Annotated in this window: 3 protein-coding genes and 1 pseudogene; 3 read left to right on the plus strand and 1 reads right to left on the minus strand. The window is 46.5% G+C overall.

Translation table 11 applies throughout. From position 1 onward, the window contains the following. The 3 genes and pseudogenes from ACEW8P_RS14215 to ACEW8P_RS14225 all read left to right on the plus strand — a co-directional run. Window positions 1-243, plus strand: a pseudogene (locus ACEW8P_RS14215) (resolvase); the annotation flags it as partial. Between the two features lie 318 nt (window positions 244-561). Continuing rightward, complete coding sequence (locus ACEW8P_RS14220; RefSeq protein ID WP_373513740.1) at window positions 562-1,392, plus strand: helix-turn-helix domain-containing protein; 831 nt, start codon at window positions 562-564, stop codon at window positions 1,390-1,392. Between the two features lie 63 nt (window positions 1,393-1,455). Then, a complete protein-coding gene (locus ACEW8P_RS14225) occupies window positions 1,456-1,959 on the plus strand; it encodes an SgcJ/EcaC family oxidoreductase (protein ID WP_373513741.1) in 504 nt (167 codons plus the stop codon). Window positions 1,960-2,119: 160 nt separating this feature from the next. On the opposite strand, the gene ACEW8P_RS14230 is transcribed toward ACEW8P_RS14225, so the two are convergent. Beyond that, window positions 2,120-2,746 (minus strand): helix-turn-helix domain-containing protein (locus tag ACEW8P_RS14230; RefSeq protein WP_373513742.1); only part of this gene is annotated, 627 nt, incomplete at its 5' end.

A 2,746-nucleotide genomic window follows, 5' to 3' on the forward strand; every position in this document is an offset into this window, starting at 1 on the left:
GAGCGCAAGAAACTCATCCGGCGCACCAAGGCGGGTCTAGCTGCGGCCAGAGCGCGGGGGCGGACCGGGGGCCGCCCGAAGGGTCTGAGCAAAAAGTACCAGAAAATTCAGCCGATGGTCTGCGATGCCTACGTGCAGGGACGTAGCGTGCGGGAGATTTGCCAGGCATTCGGCATTCCCTCCAATAAAACCTTTTATAAGATTGTCGAAGACGTGCGATCTCAAGCAAAAGAAGCTATCTGAGATTCGCTTATTTACTTATGGATGGGCTGCAAACTCTGTGTGCGAGAGCCGTGGGGAAAATTGTACCTTTGAGTAGTTAAGCCCAAATGTGTCTGCCTTTATGTCCACACATAGTTAGATAAGATTTAGAACTTTTACAACCTGTCGGACATTTCAACGTATTTGTCCGACATAATATAACACCGATTATGTAACTAAATTTTGACACTCATCAAAACGTTTGAAGTCTATATAGTCAGTTTTGTGTCATTGAAGAAACTGTTCCTGACCGATAAACGCAATTAAGTCATTACCCCTTTTACTAGCTAAAGAAGTACCATGTTTCAACAATTCTATGAGCCGCATCCGGCCTTAAAGGGGTTTGTGAACAACATCATGATTCATCAGGTGAATTTTTATGGATCGGCTATCCAAGTGGAATTCCCTATACCTCCATTGCCTGAACATTGCTTGTTTTTTTACGTAAGAGATCGGTCGGATGTAGAAGATATATCCACCAATAAAAAGCAGACCCAGTCCCTTTCGCTCATCGTCGGCCCTAATGTCAACAGGCATATTATTAGGCCGGGGCGTAATCATTTGATGATCAAGGTAGGGTTTCAGCCAGGAGGATTATATCGCTTTTTAGGGATACCTATGGCAGAGCTGTTGTGCCAAGATGCATTTGATGGAGTAGACCTCTTAGGAAGAGAAATGGACGAAGTAACTGACCAACTGCGGGAGGCTAATTCTTTTTTCAACATGAAACTAATCGTTGACCGATTTCTGCTTAACCGTGTTGGCCGATTAACGCCTACCTTACCCATTGATCGGGTGCTTCCGCTGCTGATTAAAGAACGGGGACTACTTAAAATAGATCAACTGGCATCCCATGCCTGCCTGAGTATCCGCCAATTTGAGCGGGTATTTCAACAACGGATCGGATTACCCCCCAAACACTACTCCCGGTTGGTCCGATTTGCCCAAGCCTGGATTATGAAAGAACAACAGCCAGAGATTAGCTGGTTTAAAATTGCCCTTGAGTGTCGTTATTTTGACCAGATGCACCTTATCCGCGACTTTCAGGAATTTGCTGGGGTTAACCCTTCGGTGATTGAAGCGGTGCTTTTAACATCGAAGGTCAAATTTTTTAACCGGCTCTTTGACTAAGATGTCGCGTTTGTACTATGCTTTTGCTTTCTCATTGTGATAGTTTTACCAAAAAAAACAGTGATGAAAAAAGTATTGACGACCTCTCTCCTCTTGTTGATGGGCAGCTGTGTGTTTGCGCAAAATCGGACTGCCGACGAATTGGCCATCCATAAACAGATTGATGCGATGATCTATAGCTGGAATCATCATAACTATGATGACTTAAAAAACTATACGACCGAAGATACCGATTGGGTGAATGCGGTAGGGATGTGGTGGAGAGGACGCAAGGAGTCTCAATATGCATATCAGGTCTATCATGATTCAATGTTTAAAGAGTCGGTGGTAAAGAAGCAGTCAGCTGTGGTTCGTTTTTTGACAAATGATGCAGCTATAGTTCATCTTTACTGGCATTTCAGTGAATTTACAGGTCCTGGGGGAAATAAACTAGGTCCTGATGATTGTATAGCTACGGTAGTGTATGTAAAACAAAACGGAAAATGGTTGATGAGCGCCGGTCAAAATTTGGTCCTGAATAAGGAAGCGAACCAATTTGACCCGGTTAAACAAATGCCGAAGAACTAACCGTATCTAAGAAGTAAAAAAAGCGCGAACCACAAATAAAGCCTTGATAAAATTGACTCGTCCTGATTTGTGTTGACCGTATACTGGTTATCCTTCTTTTTGCTAACCACTAAGCGGGAAAAGGCAGAACGGTTCCAAGGGGTGGAAAAAGGGAGATCATTTACTCCATGCCTCGAAAGCTACTGGGGGAAACCCCTTTTTCTTCCGAAAAAACCCGGCTGAAGTACTGGGGATTGTCGAAACCCACCGCATAGGCGACTTCGGCAACGCTCAACGCGGAATGTTTCAGCAGCTCTTCGGCTTTCTGCAGGCGCAGAGTTCTCAGGAAAGGCGTTACTGACATACCTGTCAGTGCCATCGTCTTGCGGTACAACGAGTTCCGGCTCATGCCCATCAGCTGACAGATCATCTCATTATCCAGCACTTCGTTATCCAGATGAAGTTCCAAAATACTGCGCAGTTTCGCCACAAACTGGTCTTCCCGCGCATCGACCCCGTCGGCAGCAACCGGAGCGGACTGCTGGTTGCCTAGCGCCCGCTGGCTATAATAGCGCTGAAGCCGCCGTCGGCTCTGGAGCTGATTCCCCAGTATGAGCAGCAGCTCTTCCCGCTGAAAAGGCTTGACCAGGTACGCATCGCCCCCCCGCCGTAAGCCGGTCAGGCGGTCGTCCATCGTAGCCCGGGCCGTGAGTAGTACAATAGGAATATGGCTGGTTCGTTCGTCGCTCTTCAGGATATCGCAGAGTTCAAATCCGTTTTTGCCGGGCATCATTACATCACTCACAAT

The organism is Persicitalea sp. (assembly GCF_041751555.1).
Lineage (GTDB): Bacteria > Bacteroidota > Bacteroidia > Cytophagales > Spirosomataceae > Persicitalea.

Bases quoted from the DNA above. Each gene is read 5' to 3' on its own strand.
- ACEW8P_RS14220 (WP_373513740.1), top strand. From the start codon at position 562: ATGTTTCAACAATTCTATGAGCCGCATCCGGCCTTAAAGGGGTTTGTG.
- ACEW8P_RS14225 (WP_373513741.1), top strand. From the start codon at position 1,456: ATGAAAAAAGTATTGACGACCTCTCTCCTCTTGTTGATGGGCAGCTGT.